A 19002-nucleotide genomic window follows, 5' to 3' on the forward strand; every position below is an offset into this window, starting at 1 on the left:
GCCCGCCCCGGTCCCGCCGACGCATCCTCCGTCCGGCAGGTGGTCACCCCTCGACGAGGCGCCCGTCACGCATCCGCAGGGTCCGGTCCACCAGGTCGGCCGGGACCGGCACGTGGGACACGACCAGCACGGTGCGTCCGGCCCGCCGCGCCGCACCGACGAGGTCGCGGAGCACCGCGTCGCCGAGGTCGGGGTCGACGTCCGCGGTCGGCTCGTCGAGCACCAGCACCGGGAACGCGTGCAGCAGCGCCCGGGCGAGCGCGAGGCGGTGCGCCTGCCCGCCGGAGAGCAGTCCGCCGCGCTCCCCCACCGGGGCGCCGAGCCCACCGCGCCCCGCGACCCACGGGCCGAGCCCGACCCGGTCGAGCACGTCGCTGAGCTCGGCGTCCGTCGCGGTGTCCCGCGCGAAGAGCAGGTTCTGCCGCACCGACTGGTCGAACACGAACGGGTCCTGCTCCACGAGCCCGACCCGTGCGCGCACCGCGTCCGGGTGCATCGACCGCGTCTCGACCCCGTCGAGCGTGTACGACCCCTCGTGGTCGACGAACCGCACCAGGGCGTCCACGAGGGTGGACTTCCCGGCACCGCTCGGCCCCTCGAGCACGACGACCTCACCCGGGTGGAGGTCGAACGACACCCGGTCCACCGCGGGCGCTGACGCGCCGGGCCACCGCACGGTCAGGTCCCGCAGCGCCACCCGCACCGGCCCGCCGACGACGAGGTCCGACGGGTCGGCCGGCACGTCGGGCTCCCGCACGATGCCGGCCGGGAGCTCCGCGGGGACGACCTCCTCGACCCGTTCCGCGGCGGCGCGGACCCGACGCAGCGTCAGGACGGCGAGCGGGACCCCGCCGACGACCTCGAAGAGTGCGAGCGGCACGAAGACGGCGAGCGCCCAGAGCGGTCCGTCCAGCGCGCCCGAGACGACCGCGGGAGCACCGACCGCGAGCACCCCGACGACGGCGCCGCCACCGACCAGGCCGACGAGGGCCCCGACGAGCGACTCGACGGTCGCACGACGCCGGACGGCGCGGGTCACACGGGCGTCGAGCGCGGCGATGCCGGCCAGGCGGTCGGGCAGCGTGCCGTACGCGGCGAACACGTCGAGGGTCCGGACGGTGTCGAGCACCAGGTCCGCGACCCGTCCGCGCTCGGCCGCCGTCTCGCGGTCCGATCTCCGCGCGACGGACAGGGTCGTGACCGTCCCGAGCAGCGCGGCGACGGCGAGGGCGACGACGAGCACCACCGCCGCGGGCCACCAGACCACCGCGACCGCGACGACGGAGAGCAGGGCGACGACCCCGGCCGACACGAGCGGGCCGACGACGCGGATCGGCAGGTCCTGCAGCCGGTCGGTGTCCGTGACGAGCCGGGTGAGCAGGTCGCCGCGCCCGGTCGCCCCGAGCCCGGCCGGCGCGACCGAGGCGAGCCGTCGGTACATCTCGGTCCGGACGACGGCGAGCTGCCGGAACGACGCGTCGTGCCCGGCGAGCCGGTCGACGTAGCGCAGTGCGGCCCGGCCGAGGGCGAACGCACGCACCCCGACCATGACGAGCGTCAGGTAGAGGATCGGCGGCTGCTCGGCCGCGCGGGTGATGAGGTAGCCGCTCGCCGCCAGGAGCGCCACCGCACAGACCGCACTGAGCGTGCCGGCGGCGACCGCCTTCGCCCAGCCGGCCCCGTGCGGGAGCGCCAGCCGCAGGACGGGGGTGGGACGGGCCTCCCGGCTCACGAGCGTGCCTCCTGTCGGTGCGTCAGGGTCACCGCTCCGCCGGGGCGGAGGTCGACGCGGACGTCGGCGGCGGCCAGCACGGCGGGGCGGTGGCTCGCCACGACGACGACCGCGCCGTCGGCGGCGAGCGACCGGACGGCGTCGACGACGATCTGCTCCGCGTCGGCGTCGAGGGCCGACGTCGGCTCGTCGAGCAGGACGAGCGGGGTGCGGGCGCGACGCGCCCGGTACAGGGCCCGGGCGACCGCGACGCGCTGCGCCTGACCGCCCGAGAGACCGGCTCCCCCGGGTCCGACCGGGAGGCTCGGCTCGACACCCAGCCCCGCCTCGCCCAGGGCGCGGCGCACGTCGTGGTCGTCGGGTCGCGTGTGCAGGGCGACGTTCTCGGCGACCGTGCCGCGCACCAGGCGCGGACGCTGGTCACCCCAGGTCGTGCGGTCGGCGCGGGTGGCGTCGGCCGGACCGGGCACCGTCACCGTGCCGTCGTGGGCGAGGACACCCCGGATCGCCGCGATGAGACTGGACTTGCCGGACCCGCTGGGCCCGGCGAGGGCGACGACGGTGCCGGGCGCGACGCGCAGGTCGAGCGGTCCGACGACGACGTCGGGGCGACGGACCACCACGCCCTCGAGCACCAGGTCGGTGGCCGCGGCGGCCGGGGCGCCGGGCGCGGGTGCGCTGGTCGACGTGTCGCGTCCCCGGTCGTCGAGGACGTCGAGCACGGCGCCGGACGCCTCGACGCCGTCCTGGGCGGCGTGGAAGTCGGCGCCGACCTGGCGGAGGGGTGCGAACGCCTCCGGGGCGAGCACCAGGACGAACATCGCGGCGCCGAGGCCGAGCGAGCCGTCGACGAGTCGGACGCCGATCGACACCGCGACGAGGGCGACGGACAGGCTCGCGGCGAGTTCGAGGGCGAAGCCGCTGACGAAGGACAGACGCAGGACGCCGATGGTGCCGCGCCGGTACTCGTCGGTGACGGTGCCGATGCGGTCGACCTGGCGGCGGGCACGTCCGAAGACCTTGAGGGTGGCGAGGCCCTCCACCGCCTCGGTGAAGGCGCCGCCGAGGCGGGTGAGCGCGTCGGCCTGCCGCCGCTGCAGCGCCTGGGTCGCCAGACCGATGAGCACCATGAACACGGGGATCACCGGCATCGCGAGCACGATGACGACCGCGCTCGTCAGGTCACCGAGCCCGATCGCGACGAGGAGCACCGGGGTCGCGACGGCGGTGAGCGCGAGCTGTGGGACGTACCGCCCGAAGTACGCGTCGAGGGCGTCGAGCCCGGGGCCGAGCGCCGTGGCGAAGCCGGCGCTCGACCGGGCGGCGAGCCAGGACGGTCCGCGCTCGGCCGCCCGGGAGAGGACGGTCGCACGGAGCTCGCTCTTCACCGTCGCCCCGGCCCGCGCCGCCAGGTCGTCCGTCGCCCACGCGGCGACGGCACGGACGACGAACGCACCGGCCAGCAGCGCCAGCGTCGGGACGAACGTCTCCGGGAGCCGGCCGTCGCGCACCGCGTCGACGCCGAGCGTGACGGCCGCCGCGATCCCCCACGCGACACCGATCGTCGCGAGTGTGCGGACCAGGCCCGTCCCCGCGGACGCGACGACGGACCAGCGCGCGGCACGCGACAGGCGCAGCAGACGAGGATCGAGCGGCTTCACCGGGAGCCCCTAGTGCGCGGCCTGGTCGATGTGGGCCCGCGAGACGCGCTTGCGGAACACCCAGTAGGTCCAGGCCTGGTAGGCCAGCACGAGCGGGACGAAGATCAGCGCGACCCAGCTCATCACCGTCAGCGTGTACTGCCCGCTCGACGCGTTGACCACGGTCAGGCTGTTGGCCGGGTCGTTCGACGCCGGCATGACGTCGGGGAAGATTGCGGTGAACATCGCCAGGACCACGGCGGCGATCGTGACCGCCATCAGCGTGAACGCCCGCCCCTCCTTGCCCCACGCGGTGCAGAGCACGGCGAGGACGAGCGCGAGTGCCGCGACGACCGAGAGCACCAGGCTCGCCGGCGTCGCCCGCACGAACGCCATCGCCACCAGGAACGCGGCACCGACGACGATCGTCAGCACGCCCGCCCGGGTCGCCAGGCGCTTCGCCCGCACGCGGATCTCACCCTCGGTCTTCAGTGCGACGAACACGACGCCGTGCGTGAAGAACACCATCAGGGTCGCGAGGCCGGTCAGCAGCGCGAACGGGTTGAGCAGGTCGAGGAACGTGCCCGTGAAGTTGTGCCCGGCGTCCATCGGGATCCCGCGGACGACGTTGCCGAACGCGACGCCCCACAGGAACGACGGCACGGCGCTGCCGACGATGATCATCAGGTCGAACCGGCGCTTCCACTCCGGGTGCTTCCGCTGGTGCCGGTACTCGAACGAGACCCCGCGGGCGATGAGCGCCACGAGGATGAGCAGCAGGGCGAGGTAGAAGCCGGAGAACATCGTCGCGTACCACTCCGGGAACGCCGCGAACAGGCAGGCCCCGGCGACGATGACCCAGGTCTCGTTGAGGTCCCACACCGGGCCGATCGTGTTGATGAGCACACGGCGGTCGGTGTCGTCCTTGCCGAGGAACGGCAGGGACATCCCGACACCGAAGTCGAACCCGTCGAGGACGAAGTACCCGACGAAGAACAGTCCGACGATCGCGAACCACAGGACTGGCAGATCCATCTCAGTACACCGTCACTTCGTGCTCGACCTCGCCGGTGACCTCGTCGACCTTCGCAGGGGCGGCGGGGCCCTCCTGCGCGACCTTCTTGATGAGCCGGAACTCGACGACCGCGAGCGCGCCGTAGATCAGCGTGAACACGACCAGGGAGATGAGGACCTCGACCCCGGTGACGTTCGGCGAGACGCCGTCCGCCGTGCGGAGCAGCCCGAACACGAGCCACGGCTGGCGGCCCATCTCGGTGAAGACCCAGCCCATGATCATCGCGGCCATCGGCAGCGGGACCGACCAGGTGGCGATGCGCCACACCCAGCGCTGCGTCGGGAACCGGCCCTTGCGGGTCAGCCACAGGCCGACGACCGACACGAGCACCGCCCCGACACCGAGGGCGATCATCCAGCGGAACGACCAGTAGGTCACCCAGATGATCGGCTTGTAGTCGCCGGGGCCGTACACCTGAGTGTACTGCGCCTGCAGGTCGTTGATGCCCTCGACCGTGCCGGTGAAGGTGTGCGTCGACAGGAACGAGAGCAGGTACGGGATGCGGATCGAGAACAGTTCGTGCACACCGTCCGGAGTACCGAGCGTGAAGATCGAGAACGAGGCGTCCTTGCCCGTCGAGGTGTTGTAGAGCGCCTCGGCCGCGGCCATCTTCATGGGCTGGGTGTCGACCATCGTGAGCCCGAGTTGGTCGCCGGACAGCACGGTCAGCGCGCCGGACGCCAGCATCGTCCACATGCCGAACTTGAGCGCCGGCATCATCGTCTCGAGGTTCTGGTTGCGTGCGAGGTGCCACGCCGCGACCGCGATGATCACCGAGGCGGCGACCATGAAGGCCCCGAAGAGCGTGTGCGGGAAGGCGGCCAGCGCGACCTTGTTGGTCAGGACGGCCCAGATGTCGGTGAGCTCGGCGCGGCCCTTCGCCTCGTTGATCGCGAAGCCGACGGGGTGCTGCATGAAGGCGTTCGCCGCCAGGATGAAGTACGCCGACATCATCGTGCCGACGCTGACGCACCAGATGCTCGCCAGGTGCAGCGCCCGCGGCAGGCGGTCCCACCCGAAGATCCAGATGCCGATGAACGCCGCCTCGAAGAAGAACGCGAGGATGCCCTCGAGCGCGAGCGGGGCACCGAAGACGTCGCCCACGAACCGCGAGTAGTTCGACCAGTTCATGCCGAACTGGAACTCCTGGACGATTCCGGTGACGACGCCCATCGCGAAGTTGATGAGGAAGATGCGCCCGAAGAAACGGGTCAGCTGGAGGTAGTGAGCGCGCCCGGTCCGCACCCACGCCGACTGGAAGACGGCGACGACGAGCGCCATGCCGATCGTCAGCGGGACGAAGAGGAAGTGGTAGATCGTCGTCAGACCGAACTGCCACCGCGACAGGATCAGGGGATCGAGGATGTCGTTCATGCGGCGTGTCCGAGCCGGTCCGCCGCGCGCTGTTCGTGCACGAGAGATGCCTCTTCCGGGAGGAGGAACTGGTACTTGTCACCCCGTCGGGACACCTCCACGCTACCGCCGGGACACCTGCTTCGACAAGTTGTAGAGGGGCAGTCTGCACGAACGTGCACGAGCAGTGGTCGGCACAACCGTGCGGAACGACGGTGCCCGAGTGCCCTCCGCGTGAACGACGACAGGTGCCGGGCCGAAGCCCGACACCTGTCGTTCAGTGCTGATCGGCGCCGAGCGCCGACCGACTAGAGCAGACCCTCGTCCTGGAGGAACTGCTTCGCGATCTGCGAGGCCTTCTCCTTGTCCGTGACGCTCTTCTCGTTGAGCTCGATGAGCTTGTCGGTGGTGAGCTTCTCGTTCACCTCGTCGATGGCGTCCGCAGCCTTCTCGTCGACCTTGTCGGAGACCACCGGGATGACGTTCTGCGGCAGGATCAGGTTCTCCGGGTCCTTGAGCGAGACGAAGTCGTTCGCCTTGATGCTCGGGTCCGCGCTGTAGATGTCGGCGAGCTGGACGGTGCCGTCCTTGAGCGCCTTCACCGTCAGGGCGCCGCCGGAGTCCTCGACCGCCTTGAAGTCGACGTCCACGCCGTAGACCGACTTCAGGCCCTCGGGGCCGTACGGGCGGGTCTGGAACTCGGAGTTCGCGCCGACGGTCAGCTTCTCCTTGACGTCCTTCAGGTCGGCCAGGCTCGTGACGTCGTTCTCCTCGGAGAACTGCTTCGTCACGGTGTAGCTGTCCTGGTCGGTGGCGTCGGCCTCGTCGAGGACCCGCAGGCCCTTCGGCAGGGCCTTCTCGAGCGCCTCGTCGATCTGGTCCGCGCTCTTGGCCGTCGACTCCTTGTCGAAGTACTGCAGCAGGTTGCCGCTGTACTCGGGCATGACGTCGATCGCGCCCTTCTCGAGCTGCGGGATGTAGACCTCGCGCTGCCCGATGTTGAAGTTGCGCTCGACGGTGAAGCCGTCCTTCTCGAGCACCTGCGCGTAGAGCTCGGCGATGATCTCGTTCGAGTAGTACTGCTGCGAGCCGATGACGATCGTCTTCGAGTCGGACGAGGCGCTGGAGCCGCTGCTGAGCGGGTCACCAGAGGAGCAGCCGGTCAGGGCTGCGGCGACGCCGAGTGCCGTTGCGGCGGCGAGGGCGACGCGGATCCGTGCTGTGATCACGATGGGTTTCCTTCCGGGATGGGATTGCGGGCTCGCTCGCGCGATCCCTGGCGCTGCCGCGCGGACGGGTCGAGGGTGCCCTTCGGCACCGACGCCCGCTGCAGCGCGGCGAACACGATCTCGAACGCGATCGCGAGCGCGATCACGAGGACGGACGCGCCGAGCATCTCGGCGTAGTCCTGGGTCTTGAGGCCGAGGAAGAAGTAGCCGCCCAGTCCCCCGGCGCCGACGTAGGCGGCCAGGGTGGCGGTGGCGACGACCTGGAGCACGGCCGAACGGACGCCGCCGATCAGCAGCGGCAGCCCGAGCGGGATCTCGACCTTCCAGAGCACCTGCCACCCGGTCATGCCCTGGGCCTTCGCCGCGTCGATCGTGACCGGGTCGACGGACTCGATCCCCGCGTAGGCACCGGCGAGCACCGACGGGACGGCCAGGACCACGAGCGCCAGCAGCGGTGCCTCGAGCCCGATGCCGAGCAGCAGGCCGAAGAGCGACAGCACGCCGAGCGTCGGCAGGGCCCTGATGCCGCCGGACAGCGCGATGGAGAACCCGCGTGCCCGGCCCGTGTGCCCGATCGCGTACCCGATCGGGACCGCGATCACGGCCGCGATCACCACGGCGAGCAGGGTGATCCAGACGTGCTCCCACAGCCGCTCGGGGATCGCGTTGACGCCGGTGTAGTTGGCCGGGTCGAACACCCAGCCGAACGCCTGTCCGATGATCACGAGGCGACCTCCGCTCGCTGCAGGACCCGACGCGCGGCGCGACGGCTCCGCGGCGCCCGCCGTGTCCACGGCATGACGAGCCGTCCGAGCAGCACGAGCAGGCCGTCGAGGGCGAAGGCGAGCACGAGCACCATGACGATGCCCGAGAGGATCTCCTCGTAGATGCCGCGCGCGAGTCCGTCGGTGAACAGCGAACCGAGGCTCTGGATGCCGAGCACCGCACCGACGGTCGTCAGCGAGATCGTCGACACCGCGATCACCCGCAGGCCGGCGAGCAGCACGGGACCGGCGAGCGGGAGCTCGACGCGGAAGAAGCGCTGTACGCCCGAGTACCCCATGGCGGTCGAGGCTGCCTTCGTGCCGGCGTCGACCGAGGAGAGGCCGTCCACCGTCGACCGGACCATGAGCGCGAGACCGTAGATCGTCAGGCTGATGATCACGTTGACCGGGCTCTGCAGGCTCGTCCCGATGATGCCGGGCAGGGCGACGAACAGCGCCAGCGACGGGATCGCGTAGAGGAGACCCGCGAAGGTCACGATGCCGCTGCCCAGACCGGCGGCGAAGCGGGATCCGCCCGTGCGCTGCAGTCGGACCACCACCCAGCCGATCGGGATGGAGAGCAGGAAGCTGATGATGATCGGTGGGATCGCGATCGCGAGGTGCGCGATCGTGGCGTCACTGATCGTGTCGAGGTTCGACAGGATCCAGTTCACCGCGGTCCCCCACCCTGCGCCGGAGCACCCGGGGCGGTGTCACGCGCCCCGGCCTCTGCTGCCTGTGGCACCGCGGCTGCGGCGTCGACCACCTGGACCGGACCGGTGAGCACTCCGGCTGCCCGGCCGTCGCCGTCGACGACGATCGGGCCGGTCGGCGTCTGCTCGACGCGCAGGGCACGCCGACCGCGGCCGGCACCGATGAAGTTCGCGACGAAGTCGTCCGCCGGTTCGGCGAGGATCTCGGCGGGGGTCCCGAGCTGCGCGATCTCGCCGCCCTTCTTGAGGATGACGACCTGGTCGCCGAGCTTGAACGCCTCGTCGATGTCGTGGGTCACGAAGACGACGGTCTTGCCGAGCTCGCGCTGCAACCGGATGAGCTCGTCCTGCAGGTCGTTGCGGACGAGCGGGTCGACGGCGCCGAACGGCTCGTCCATGAGCAGGACGTTCGGGTCGACGGCGAGGCCGCGGGCCACGCCGACGCGCTGCTGCTGTCCGCCGGAGAGCTGCGAGGGGTACCGGTCCGCGAACGCCCGGTCGAGACCGACGGTGTCCATCAGTTCGAGCGCCCGGGCACGGGCCTCGCCCTTCGGGACACCCGTCAGGAGCGGCACGGTCGCGATGTTGTCGGCGACCTTGCGGTGCGGCAGCAGGCCGGCGTTCTGCATGACGTAGCCGATGCGGCGACGGAGCTGCACGGGGTCGACCCCGGCCACGTCCTCACCGTCGATCTCGACGGTCCCCGACGTCGGGTCGACCATCCGGTTGATCATGCGGAGCAGGGTGGTCTTGCCGCAGCCGCTGGAGCCGACGAAGACCGTGGTGGTCCGCGACGGGATGACGAGGCTGAAGTCGTCGACCGCGTTGGTGCCGTCCGGGTACGTCTTGCGCACCGAGCGGAACTCGATCATGTGGGTGCCCTTCTGTTCGGAGGTAGCCCGACTCCGCACGAGCGTACCCGCGCATCGAGGACAGCGTTCCACCGTGACCGGTCATGACGGCTCGCGGACAACGACGCCCGCACTCCCTGTTCGGGAGCACGGGCGTCGGTGGATGGTCCGCTGCGTCGGTCGGGCGCGTCGCGCGTCCGGCCGATCGCGGTTCAGGCGGCTGCGGCGACCGCCTCGAGGTGCGCCCGGCTCATCGTGCGGTACTCCTCGATGAGCGCGGTGTCGGGAGCGGTCCGGTCGCGGAGCGCCCGGGCGATCACGGCGTGCGCGGACTCGGCCAGGACGACCCAGGCGCGCTCCGCACGCTCGCCCAGCGGGTAGCCGAAGCGGTCGTGCAGGACCTGCGCGACGGCTGCCCCCAGCGCAGCCATGCGGTCCTCCGCGTCACCGGTGCCGGTGTCCGCGGGGTCACCGAAGCGGATCGCGCGGAAGCCCGGCTCCGCGCGGTACATCTCGACGGTCGCGTCGATGAGCGCGTCGTGCGCGTCCTGCCAGGTCGTGGCGTCGCTCTCGTCGAGGGCGGTGAGGAAGCGCTCGGCGAGCCGCTGGGTGCTCCGGATCGCCAGCGCCTCGACCACGGCGATGCGGTCCGGGAAGTACCGGTAGACCGTGCCGATCGACGCCCCCGCGCGCTCGGCCACCATCGCGGTGGTCAGTCGCTCGAACCCGATCTCGTCGATCACGGCAGCCGCGGCGTCGAGGAGTCCCGCGAGGCGCGCCGAACTGCGGGCTTGGACCGGCTCGTTCCTGAGCAGTGATGATCCCCCCGGCAGTGCGTTCGATACCTCGGTGACGAGCACGTGTTCTCCTCTTGCGCTCCCGGCGGAGCGCGGTCATGTGGGATGTGACGGGAAGGACTCTCGCACAGACCGGCTGGATCATCGCTGCGACTCACCCCGTCGTGGTCGTCCACCGCCCGCCGCCGGGGTCCCGCGCGTGGGAGGATGGGGCCATGCCCGACCCGACGCCCCACGAGCCGTCGTTGGCCGAACCGATCCTCCACCGGGCCGCTCGGATCGAGGACGCCGTCCAGGAGTTCCGCGAGCACCGGGCCCGGCGTCGCGGGCTCGTGCCGACCGTGATCCCCTACACGGGCTACGGCGCACCGGGCTGGATCCGCGTGCTCTGCCGTGTCCTGCTGACGCGACGCGGCCTGGCGTCCGACGCCTCCTACTACGGCGTGCGTGGCTGGCGGAGCTTCACGAGTGTCGCCGTCGACGACGCCGAGGTCACCGTGACGGCCGGCGGCACGACCCACGTGGTGCAGTCCGACCGTGGCGGCGTGGTCGACGTGAAGGTCCCGATCGACCTCGAACCCGGATGGCAGACGGTGCGCCTTTCGGCCGGTGGGATGCGCGACGTCGAGGCCGACGTCTTCATCGTGGACCCGGACACGCGCTTCGGTCTGCTGTCCGACATCGACGACACGGTGATGGTGACGTCGCTCCCCCGCCCGATGCTCGCGGCGTGGAACTCCTTCGTCCTGACCGAGCACGCCCGTCGCCCGGTCCCGGGCATGTCCGTGCTGTACGAACGCGTGCTCGCGCAGCACCCCGGCGCTCCGACCGTGTACCTCTCGACCGGGGCGTGGAACGTGGCGCCGACGCTGCAACGCTTCCTGACCCGGAACATGTACCCGACCGGCACGCTCCTGCTGACGGACTGGGGGCCGACCCACGACCGCTTCTTCCGGAGCGGCCAGCTGCACAAGCAGCAGAACCTCCGGCGACTCGCGAGCGACTTCCCGGACGTGCAGTGGCTCCTGGTCGGCGACGACGGGCAGCACGACGAGACGCTCTACGGCGAGTTCGCCCGGGAGCACCCCGAGAACGTCGCCGGTGTCGCCGTCCGGCAGCTGTCCACGAGCGAGGCGGTCCTGGCCGGTGGTCGGTCGCGCGCGCAGGAACGGACGCGCGCCGGGTCCGCACCGTGGGTGTACGCCCCGGACGGTGCCGGCATGTGGTCGGAGCTCGCTCGCGTGGGCCTCGTCGACGCCGACCCGTCAGCCCCGCTCTGATCCCTGCACCGGCAGCTCCGACGGCTCCGCTGTGCACACCTTCAGCGCTGCCGGGCCGCACGGCGGCGGCCGGTGCCAGGATCGAGCCATGAGCACCGTCACCCCGCCGAACCGCATCGAGGACCACGCCCTCATCGGGGACACCCACACGGCCGCACTCGTCGGCCGCGACGGGACGATCGACTGGGCGTGCCTGCCGCGCTTCGACAGCCCGTCGACCTTCGCCTCACTGCTCGGGACCGAGGACCACGGGCACTGGTCGCTCCGCCCGACGGACCCGGACGCCACGAGCACCCGGCACCACCACCCGGACACGCTCGTGCTCTCCACCGTGTGGACGACGTCGACCGGCGTCGTCGAGGTCACCGACCTCATGCCGATCGGCGCCCACCGCGCGGCGATCATCCGACGGGTCCGCGGCCTGCAGGGCTCGGTCGAGGTCGAGCAGACGCTCCGCATCCGGTTCGACTACGCCCGAGCGCTCCCCTGGGTCCGGCAGATCGGCGGTGACGAGGACCCGGCGCTCCTCGCGACCGCCGGCCCGGGCTCGGTGGTGGTCCGTGGCGTGCGCTTCCGGGCCGACGACCACCGGCACACGCACACCGTCACGGTGCACGACGGCGACGTCGTCGACACCGTGCTCACCTGGTACCCGTCGCACCGCGAGCCACCGGAGCCGCTCGACGTCGACGCCGCACTGCAGGCGACGGAGCGCTGGTGGCGCGACTGGATGGCGACCGCGCACACCGAGGGCCCCTACGCCGAGGCGAGCCGACGGTCCCTGCTGCTGCTCCGTGCGATGACCCACGGCCAGACCGGCGGCGTCGTGGCGGCCGCGACCACGAGCCTCCCGGAGGACCCGGGTGGCGAACGCAACTGGGACTACCGGTACGTCTGGCTCCGCGACGCGTCCCTGGCGCTCGCGTCGCTCATCGCCCACGGTTACCGGGACGAGGCGATGCACTGGCGCGGGTGGCTGCTCCGTGCGATCGCAGGTGACCCTGCCGACGTGCAGATCATGTACGGCATCGCCGGCGAACGCGAACTGCCCGAGCGCACGCTCGACGAGCTCCCCGGCTACCTCGACTCGACGCCGGTCCGGCTCGGCAACGGCGCGTCGACCCAGTACCAGGGGGACGTCTTCGGCGAGGTGCTGGCCGCCCTGCACGACGCGCGCGAGCTCGGTGTCGAGGAGAACGCGGACTCGTGGGCCCTGCAGCGTGCCCTGCTCGGCTACGTCGAGGAGCACTGGCAGCACCCGGACAACGGCATCTGGGAGATGCGCGGACCGCGGCGGCACTTCACGCACTCCCGGGCGATGATCTGGGCCGCCTTCGACCGCGGGGTGGCGGCCGTCGAGGAGTTCGGCCTCGAGGGCCCCGTCGACCGGTGGCGCAGCCTGCGCGACGAGGTCCGCGCGGAGATCGAGGAGCACGGCTGGAACGCCGAACGCGGCAGCTACCGGCAGCACTACGACACCGACGAGGTCGACGCGAGTCTGCTCGTCCTGCCGCAGATCGGGTACCTGCACGCCGACGACCCGCGCATGACGGGGACGGTCGCGGCGATCGAGCAGGACCTCCGCGTCGGCGAGCACGGCCTGGTCCTGCGGTACCGGACCACCGCGGGCTTCGACGGGCTGTCCGGCTCCGAGCACCCGTTCCTGGCGTGCTCGTTCTGGCTCGTCGAGCAGTACGCCGCCTCCGGGCGCATCGCCGACGCCGAGCGGCTGATGGACGTCCTGGTCGGTTACGCGAACGACGTCGGCATGCTCTCCGAGGAGATCGACGTGGCGACCGGTCACCACATCGGCAACACGCCGCAGGTGCTGTCGCACCTGACGCTCGTGTCCGCGGCCGACGCGATCGCCCGTGCACGCGGAACCACGTCGGGCCACCGGACGCGGCTCGCCGTGCACGACGGCGGGACGCGGTCGTCGACCGGCGGTGGGCGGCGGGCCGGCGCCCCGTCCTGACCGGCCGGCGGCGCGTCGCGCCGCGTCGTGCTGGGCGCACCTGGTCGTTCCGGGCGCACCTGGTCCATCCGGGCGTACCTGGTCCATCCAGGCGTACCTGGTCCTCCTGATCCGGCAGGTACGCCCGGTTCCGCACGGCACGTCACGCGTTCCGGGAAGGAACGGGCAGACGAACGGACGGGAGGCACGGTGCCAGCCGGCACCGCGCCTCCCGTCCGTCAGGTGGCTCCGTCAGGAGACGGCGTCGGTCAGGACGACGACTCCCAGTCCGCGGGACCGCGCGAGCCCGCACGGTACTCCTCGAGCGGCACGTCGCCCGACTTCCAGGCGTCCACGACCGGCTCGACGATCTCCCAGCACCGCTCCGCGACGTCGCCGCGGATCGAGAGCAGCGGGTCGTCGTGGAAGATGCCGTTGAGCACCTCGCCGTAGGGGGTGAGCTCGCCGTCGTCGAACGACGAGGACAGGGTGACCTGCCCCATCTCGAACGGGTTGCCGCCGCCGTTCGCCGACACGCTCAGCTCGATCTCGTCCGGGTTGAGGACGATGCGCAGCGTGTCCGCCTTCGGCCGACCGGACAGGCCGGAGGGCAGGCGCGTCACGGGCTTGAAGGTGATGAGGACCTCCTTGCGGCTGGCGCCGAGCGCCTTGCCGGAGCGGAGGGTGAAGGGGACGCCCTTCCAGCGCGCGGTGTCGACCTCGACCTGGATCTCGGCGAGGGTCTCGGTACCGCGCGACTTGTCCACGCCGTCCTCGTCCTGGTACGACGGCAGCTCCTTGCCGTCGATGGTGCCGGCCGTGTAGACGGCGCGGCGCGAGGCGATCTTCGCGTCGTCGCCCTTGAGGCGGGTCGACCGGAGGACACGCGCGAGCGATGACCGGAACTCGACCGCGTCGATCGCGGACGGAGCGTCCATCGTCACCAGGCCGAGGATCTGCAGCAGGTGCGACTGGATCATGTCGACCAGGGCGCCGGCCTCGTCGTAGTACTGCGCCCGGTTCTCGAGCCCGAGGGTCTCGTCGTAGAAGACGTCGACCTTCTCGATGTTGTCCGCGTTCCAGATCGGCTCGAACAGGCGGTTCGCGAAGCGCAGACCGATGATGTTGAGGACCGTGGTGCGACCGAGGAAGTGGTCCGTGCGGTGCACGCGCTCCTCGGGGACGAGCTCGAGCACGGTCTTGTTGAGGGCCTCGGCGCTGGCGACGTCGGTGCCGAAGGGCTTCTCGAACGCGAGGGTCGTGCCCTCGGGGAGCTCGACGCCCTGCAGCGCCTCGCAGATGTCCGAGGCGATCTGCGGCGGGAGCGCGAAGTAGAGGATGGGCTCGGCCTCGGCCGCGTCGAGCAGCGCCTTGAGGTGCTCGGGGTCGGTCGGGTCGCCCTGGATGAAGGTCGTGGACTCGAGGGTCGCGTCGACCTCGGGACCCTTGACGTCCTGCGACGCGAAGGACTTCGTGACGACGTCCTTCCACTGCTCCGCGCTGCGGGCGCTGCGGCCCGTGCCGATCAGCTGGACGGGGACCGCTCGACCGCTCTGCAGGAACGTGCCGAGTCCCGGGAGCAGCAGGCGGGAGGCGAGGTCGCCCGTCGCGCCGAAGATGATGAGGGTGCGCTTGTCGGTCACCGGAGGTGAGTCCTTTCGCTGTGGTTGCGGGGTCCGCACGGGTCAAGCCGCGCGCGGGCCGGTTGATTCCCTGTGACTTCCGGGATACCCGCTCCGGGCCGAGAGCTCGGGCCGGGTGGGGTACGGGCCCCGGACGCACCACGGGCGGCACCGGATGTGGTGCCGCCCGAGGTGTCAGGTGGATCGGATCAGTGTCCGAAGTTGCCGCGGTAGTACTCGTAGACCCAGCCGACGAGCGTGACCGTCACGAGCGCGAGCCCGATCGGCACGATCCAGAGGCCGGCCGCGAGACCGAGGAAGCAGATCGCGGTCGAACCGGCGAGCAGGATCGGCCACCACGACCACGGGCTGAAGTGCCCGAGTTCGGCGTCGCCGTCCTCGATGTTCGCGTCGGGGCGGTCCTCGGGGAGGACACCGCCCTGCGAGGACATGACCTTGCCGAGGTAGAACGCGATGAACGCGGACATGATCCCGGTGAGGCCGATCGCCACGGTGCCGACCCACTCGGGCCGCCCGTAGTAGATGAGCGCCCAGATGGTGTACGCCGCGTCCGCGAGGACGAAGAAGACGAACAGGATCCAGAACAGGTTGGTGTTGGCGCGCATGGCGTTACTTCACCTCGCCCTTCGCGGCGTCGTAGGTCGGGGCGTCCGGAGCGTCCTTCGCCGGACCCACACCGATCGGCACACCGGCCTCCGGGTGGTTCAGGTCGAACGCCGGGGACTCGGAACGGATCCGCGGGATCGACGTGAAGTTGTGGCGCGGCGGCGGGCAGCTGGTCGCCCACTCGAGCGAGCGGCCGTAGCCCCACGGGTCGTTCACGGCCACCTTCGGGGCGTTCCGTGCGGTCACGTAGACGTTGAAGATGAACGGCAGGAACGAGATCGCGAGGATCATCGAGCCGATCGTCGACAGCTGGTTCATCCAGGTGAACCCGTCGTTCGGCAGGTAGGTCGCGTAACGACGCGGCATGCCGATGACGCCCAGCCAGTGCTGGATGAGGAACGTCGTGTGGAAGCCGATGAACAGCAGCCAGAAGTGGATCTTGCCGAGGCGCTCGTTGAGCATGCGACCCGTCCACTTCGGCCACCAGAAGTAGAAGCCGGAGAACATCGCGAACACGACGGTGCCGAAGACCACGTAGTGGAAGTGCGCGACGACGAAGTACGAGTCGGACACGTGGAAGTCGAGCGGCGGCGACGCCAGGATCACACCGGTGAGACCACCGAACGTGAAGGTGATGAGGAAGCCGACGGCCCACAGCAGGGGGGTCTCGAACGTGACCGAACCGCGCCACATCGTGCCGACCCAGTTGAAGATCTTCACGCCGGTCGGGACCGCGATGAGCATCGTCATGAGCGAGAACCACGGGAGCAGGACGCCACCGGTGACGTACATGTGGTGCGCCCACACCGTGACCGAGAGGGCCGCGATGGAGATGGTCGCGTACACGAGGGTCTTGTAGCCGAAGATCGGCTTGCGGCTGAAGACCGGGAAGACCTCGGAGACGATGCCGAAGAACGGCAGCGCGATGATGTACACCTCGGGGTGGCCGAAGAACCAGAAGAGGTGCTGCCAGAGCAGGGCACCGCCGTTGGCCGGGTTGTAGATCTGCGCGTCGAACACGCGGTCGAGCCCGAGGCCGAACAGCGCGGCGGCGAGCACCGGGAAGGCCATCAGCACGAGCAGCGAGGTCACGAGGGTGTTCCACGTGAAGATCGACATGCGGAACATCGTCATGCCCGGGGCGCGCATCGTGATGATCGTCGTGATGAAGTTCACCGCGCCGAGGATCGTCGAGAAGCCGGTCATGCCGAGGCCGAAGACCCAGAGCGTCCCACCGAGACCCGGTGTGAACGTCGTGTCACTCAGTGGCGCGTAGGCGAACCAGCCGAAGGACGCGGCGCCCTGCGGGGTGAGGAAGCCGCCGACCGCGATGAGCGAGCCGAAGAGGTAGAGCCAGAAGGCGAACCCGTTCAGACGCGGGAACGCGACGTCCGGCGCACCGATCTGCAGCGGCATGATCGCGTTCGCGAAGCCCGAGAAGAGCGGCGTCGCGAACATCAGCAGCATGATCGTGCCGTGCATCGTGAAGAGCTGGTTGTACTGCTCCTTCGTCTCGACCACGTGCAGGCCGGGCTCGAAGAGCTGCGCACGGATCACGAGCGCCATGACGCCCGCGAGCAGGAAGAAGACGAACGAGGCGATCAGGTACATGTACCCGATGGTCTTGTGGTCGGTGGAGGTGATCCACCGGACGATGATGTTGCCCTTCCGACCGACCTTGGACGCCTGGAAGTCCGGCGTCGTCGGCGCTGTCGGCTGGCCGACGAGTGACGTTGTCATCTGACGGACCCCTACTTGTTCTCGCTCGACGCCTCGACCGGCGCCTGGTTGTTCGGTTCGTTCGTGTTGGTGTCGTACTCGTTGCCGAGCAGACCGACCTTGCCCTGCTCGCGCAGCGTGTCGAGGTACTGCTGGTACTCGGAGTCGGAGACGACCTTCACCTGGAAGAGCATCAGGGAGTGGTACTCACCGCAGAGCTCGGCGCACTTGCCCTGGTACGTGCCTTCCTTCTGCGGGATGAAGTACTCGTAGTTGGTCTTGCCCGGGAGCATGTCCTTCTTGTACAGGAAGTCGATGACCCAGAAGGAGTGGTCGACGTCGCGCGAGGAGAGCTCGATCTCGACCTTCTTGCCGACCGGCAGGTACAGCGTCGGGAGCTGCGACTCGTCGATCGCGCCGTCGCCGTTCTCCTCTTCCTGGGCCTGGATGCCCTGGTAGTAGACGCTGTCCTTCGGGTTGTCCTTGTCGATGTAGTTGAAGTCCCAGGCCCAGCGCTTGCCGTACACGTGGATCGTGGCGTCCGGGTCGTCGAAGGGCTTCTCGATCGCGGACTGGTCCTTCGCGGTGAACGCGAAGAAGCCGAGCACGAGGATGAGCGGCACGATCGTGTAGAAGATCTCGAGCGGCATGTTGTACCGCATCTGCACCGGCAGGCCGGTCTGGCCCTTGCGACGACGGTAGACGATCGCCGCCCAGATGATCAGGCCCCACACGATGAGACCCACCGCGAGCAGGACGATCCAGCTGGTGGTCCACAGGCCGACGATGCGGCTCGTGTGATTCGTGACGTCCTTCGTCTCCTCCGTGCCGGGGAGCCATCCGTTCATCTGCTGCTGCGTGCAGCCAGCCAGTGCGATGACCAGACCGACGGCCACCGGGACGGCCGCCCAACGTATACGGCGATTCGAACGCACTGTTACCTCTCGGAAGACGTTGCTGAGGGACCGGCGGTGCGGCCGTGCCGAGCACGGAGGCCGCTCATTGCTGGTTCCCAGCTTGGTTGGAACACTCCTAGCTTACTCGCAGCCGGTGACGTCTCGCGCACACCGGGCGCGGTCCGGCGCGGCATCGTCGACCCCGGCGCACCGCTTTCCCCCGGTCGTGCGGGCTCGGGCAGCGCCGGGGACGACGAACGGGGAGCGACCAGATCGGTCACTCCCCGCTCGCGTGTCGGTTCGGTCGGCGGACAACCGCCCGCCGTGGCGTCAGTGGAAGCTGTCGCCGCACGCGCAGCTGCCCTGCGCGTTGGGGTTGTCGATGGTGAAGCCCTGCTTCTGGATGGTGTCCTCGAAGTCGATGGTGGCGCCGTCGAGGTACGGGACGCTCATCTTGTCGACGACGACCTCGACACCGCTGCCGAACTCGGTCGTGGCGTCCCCGTCGAGCAGGCGCTCGTCGAAGTACAGCTGGTAGATCAGGCCCGAGCAGCCACCGGGCTGGACCGCGAGGCGCAGGCGGAGGTCGTCGCGCCCCTCCTGCTCCAGCAGGCTCGCCACCTTCGCCGCCGCAGCGTCGCTGAGCGCGACCCCGTGGGCACGTGCGTCCGTCGCCGGTGCGTTGTCGGTGATGGTGTCGCTCATCCGCGCGTCTCCCTCCGGGCGGTGTCGGTCACCGCGCCTGAGGTC

The 19002-nt window shown here is 70.4% G+C and carries 16 protein-coding genes; 2 read left to right on the forward strand and 14 right to left on the reverse strand.

What is annotated here, in order from left to right; translation table 11 throughout:
- Positions 1 to 43: 43 nt before the first annotated feature.
- The 9 genes from cydC to JOD95_RS03460 form a co-directional block, all read right to left on the reverse strand.
- On the reverse strand, positions 44 to 1732 hold the full coding sequence (gene cydC / locus JOD95_RS03420; protein ID WP_209683042.1) for a thiol reductant ABC exporter subunit CydC: 1689 nt from the start codon (positions 1730 to 1732) through the stop codon (positions 44 to 46).
- Positions 1729 to 3393 (reverse strand): thiol reductant ABC exporter subunit CydD, encoded by a 1665-nt coding sequence (gene cydD / locus JOD95_RS03425; protein WP_209683045.1) that lies wholly within the window; start codon positions 3391 to 3393, stop codon positions 1729 to 1731. Before cydD ends, cydC begins: the two co-directional genes overlap by 4 nt.
- Positions 3394 to 3402: 9 nt before the next feature.
- Entirely contained in the window at positions 3403 to 4407 is a 1005-nt protein-coding gene (gene cydB, locus JOD95_RS03430; RefSeq protein ID WP_066653819.1) for a cytochrome d ubiquinol oxidase subunit II, read from the reverse strand.
- 1 nt (position 4408) lies between these two features.
- Positions 4409 to 5821: a cytochrome ubiquinol oxidase subunit I gene (locus JOD95_RS03435; RefSeq protein ID WP_209683048.1), complete on the reverse strand. Its 1413-nt coding sequence runs from the start codon at positions 5819 to 5821 to the stop codon at positions 4409 to 4411.
- Positions 5822 to 6108: 287 nt separating this feature from the next.
- Positions 6109 to 7029 carry an ABC transporter substrate-binding protein gene (locus JOD95_RS03440; protein ID WP_209683050.1) on the reverse strand — a complete coding sequence of 307 codons (921 nt, stop codon included), beginning with the start codon at positions 7027 to 7029 and terminating at the stop codon, positions 6109 to 6111.
- On the reverse strand, positions 7026 to 7754 hold the full coding sequence (locus JOD95_RS03445; RefSeq protein WP_209683052.1) for an ABC transporter permease: 729 nt from the start codon (positions 7752 to 7754) through the stop codon (positions 7026 to 7028). Before JOD95_RS03445 ends, JOD95_RS03440 begins: the two co-directional genes overlap by 4 nt.
- Positions 7751 to 8467 (reverse strand): ABC transporter permease, encoded by a 717-nt coding sequence (locus JOD95_RS03450; protein ID WP_066653814.1) that lies wholly within the window; start codon positions 8465 to 8467, stop codon positions 7751 to 7753. Before JOD95_RS03450 ends, JOD95_RS03445 begins: the two co-directional genes overlap by 4 nt.
- Positions 8464 to 9378: an ABC transporter ATP-binding protein gene (locus tag JOD95_RS03455; RefSeq protein ID WP_209683054.1), complete on the reverse strand. Its 915-nt coding sequence runs from the start codon at positions 9376 to 9378 to the stop codon at positions 8464 to 8466. Before JOD95_RS03455 ends, JOD95_RS03450 begins: the two co-directional genes overlap by 4 nt.
- A 191-nt stretch (positions 9379 to 9569) precedes the next feature.
- Positions 9570 to 10217: a TetR/AcrR family transcriptional regulator gene (locus JOD95_RS03460; RefSeq protein ID WP_066653809.1), complete on the reverse strand. Its 648-nt coding sequence runs from the start codon at positions 10215 to 10217 to the stop codon at positions 9570 to 9572.
- Between the two features lie 152 nt (positions 10218 to 10369).
- On the opposite strand from JOD95_RS03460, the gene JOD95_RS03465 reads away from it, so the two are divergent.
- Both JOD95_RS03465 and JOD95_RS03470 read left to right on the forward strand, forming a co-directional pair.
- Entirely contained in the window at positions 10370 to 11434 is a 1065-nt protein-coding gene (locus tag JOD95_RS03465; RefSeq protein WP_066653808.1) for an App1 family protein, read from the forward strand.
- 88 nt (positions 11435 to 11522) lie between these two features.
- A complete protein-coding gene (locus JOD95_RS03470; protein ID WP_209683055.1) occupies positions 11523 to 13409 on the forward strand; it encodes a glycoside hydrolase family 15 protein in 1887 nt (628 codons plus the stop codon).
- Positions 13410 to 13657: 248 nt separating this feature from the next.
- Here JOD95_RS03470 and JOD95_RS03475 read toward each other — a convergent pair whose 3' ends face one another.
- The 5 genes from JOD95_RS03475 to JOD95_RS03495 form a co-directional block, all read right to left on the reverse strand.
- Entirely contained in the window at positions 13658 to 15031 is a 1374-nt protein-coding gene (locus tag JOD95_RS03475) for a glucose-6-phosphate dehydrogenase (RefSeq protein WP_066653802.1), read from the reverse strand.
- A 188-nt stretch (positions 15032 to 15219) separates the two neighbouring features.
- Positions 15220 to 15636 (reverse strand): cytochrome c oxidase subunit 4, encoded by a 417-nt coding sequence (locus JOD95_RS03480; RefSeq protein WP_066653799.1) that lies wholly within the window; start codon positions 15634 to 15636, stop codon positions 15220 to 15222.
- 4 nt (positions 15637 to 15640) lie between these two features.
- Positions 15641 to 17377, reverse strand: coding sequence for a cytochrome c oxidase subunit I (gene ctaD, locus JOD95_RS03485; protein WP_066653797.1), 1737 nt, complete (start codon positions 17375 to 17377; stop codon positions 15641 to 15643).
- A gap of 11 nt (positions 17378 to 17388) precedes the next feature.
- Positions 17389 to 18291, reverse strand: a complete 903-nt coding sequence (coxB, locus tag JOD95_RS03490) for a cytochrome c oxidase subunit II (protein WP_066653795.1) — start codon at positions 18289 to 18291, stop codon at positions 17389 to 17391.
- 291 nt (positions 18292 to 18582) lie between these two features.
- Entirely contained in the window at positions 18583 to 18957 is a 375-nt protein-coding gene (locus JOD95_RS03495; RefSeq protein WP_066653793.1) for an iron-sulfur cluster assembly accessory protein, read from the reverse strand.
- Positions 18958 to 19002: the final 45 nt, after the last annotated feature.

The organism is Curtobacterium sp. 1310 (assembly GCF_017834105.1).
Classification (GTDB): Bacteria; Actinomycetota; Actinomycetes; order Actinomycetales; family Microbacteriaceae; genus Curtobacterium.

Excerpts from the sequence above, each read along its gene's own strand:
- cydB (WP_066653819.1), bottom strand. The coding sequence starts at position 4,407 with ATGGATCTGCCAGTCCTGTGGTTCGCGATCGTCGGACTGTTCTTCGTC.
- JOD95_RS03435 (WP_209683048.1), bottom strand. The coding sequence starts at position 5,821 with ATGAACGACATCCTCGATCCCCTGATCCTGTCGCGGTGGCAGTTCGGT.
- JOD95_RS03455 (WP_209683054.1), bottom strand. The coding sequence starts at position 9,378 with ATGATCGAGTTCCGCTCGGTGCGCAAGACGTACCCGGACGGCACCAAC.
- JOD95_RS03465 (WP_066653808.1), top strand. The coding sequence starts at position 10,370 with ATGCCCGACCCGACGCCCCACGAGCCGTCGTTGGCCGAACCGATCCTC.
- JOD95_RS03470 (WP_209683055.1), top strand. The coding sequence starts at position 11,523 with ATGAGCACCGTCACCCCGCCGAACCGCATCGAGGACCACGCCCTCATC.
- JOD95_RS03480 (WP_066653799.1), bottom strand. The coding sequence starts at position 15,636 with ATGCGCGCCAACACCAACCTGTTCTGGATCCTGTTCGTCTTCTTCGTC.
- ctaD (WP_066653797.1), bottom strand. The coding sequence starts at position 17,377 with ATGACAACGTCACTCGTCGGCCAGCCGACAGCGCCGACGACGCCGGAC.
- JOD95_RS03495 (WP_066653793.1), bottom strand. The coding sequence starts at position 18,957 with ATGAGCGACACCATCACCGACAACGCACCGGCGACGGACGCACGTGCC.